Below are 1052 nucleotides of genomic sequence, written 5' to 3' on the forward strand. Positions count from 1 at the left end.
CGGCGGAGGTATGGAAGCCGAACGAGGCGTTGGAGACGACGTTGATCCACGGCTGCGGCGTCGTGCGCCGGCCGGCCAGGCGCACGACATAATGCCGCCCGTCGCCGTCGAAACCGCCAAAGCCGTTCCACTGGCTGAGACCGCTTCCATCAGCGCTGACATTGGCCACTGCCTGCGAGGCAGGAGTATGCGTCGTGGGTGTCGGCGACGGCAATTCACGCGGAATTGGCAATGCTGCCAGAGCGTCGCGCGCCTGCAGAGCCGCGGCCTCGGCGCGCTCGATCTGGTCGAAGATGGTGCCGTTGCGCGTGTGCAGGACCACCCGGGCGACAGCGAGCAGCGTCTTGTAGGTGGTTTCGTCCATGAGATCGCGGCGCACCGCGAATATGTGCTGGCGAGGTCCGAGCTCCTTGCCGCGCAGGCGGCTGTTTTCGCACAGCGTCTCGACCGCCCGCTGCAGGTCCTGGACATAGGAGGACGCCTGCTCGTTGACGACGACGAAGTCGATCATCATGCCGCGGGTGCGCATATATTCCTGGAAACGCAGCGCCTGGGCAACGATTTCGAGATCGGCGACGTCGCCGATCCTGACCAGGAAGATCGGGAAATCGCCGGAAATGCTTGTCGGCCACAGGCTCGACTGCTTGCCCAGCCCCGAGGCGATGGATTCAGCGGGAAGACGCAGGAACGGATCCGGATAGATCAGATAGCGCGCCAGCTTCTGCACATTGGCGGCATCGGTCAGACTGAGGCCCATATGGCGGGTCTGCACCTGGCTGCGCGTCCAGGCAAGCATGGCCTGGCGGGCAAAGCTCTCCGGATGGTCGAGGCGGGCGATGGCTTCGTCCAGCTCGGTGCGGCCAGCGCCGACGACGGTCCAGAAGGTCAGCGATATCTTCTTGTTGGCCGGCACGCGCACCTGGCGGCGCAGCGAGGCGACGGGATCAAGCGTAAAGCCTGAATGGCCGCCCAGCCTGGCGCCCGGGTCGAAAGCGGCCGCATCGACGATGGTACGGCCACGGCCGATGAAGGCGCGCCTGTCGGTCTCGGCC

The 1052-nt window shown here is 65.8% G+C and carries 1 pseudogene; it reads right to left on the reverse strand.

Features of this window, described 5'->3' with window-relative positions:
• Positions 1-1052 (reverse strand): annotated as a pseudogene (locus EN906_RS35170) (protein ndvB); the annotation flags it as partial.

The sequence above is a fragment of the Mesorhizobium sp. M7A.F.Ca.CA.004.06.1.1 genome (assembly GCF_003999135.1).
GTDB lineage: Bacteria > Pseudomonadota > Alphaproteobacteria > Rhizobiales > Rhizobiaceae > Mesorhizobium.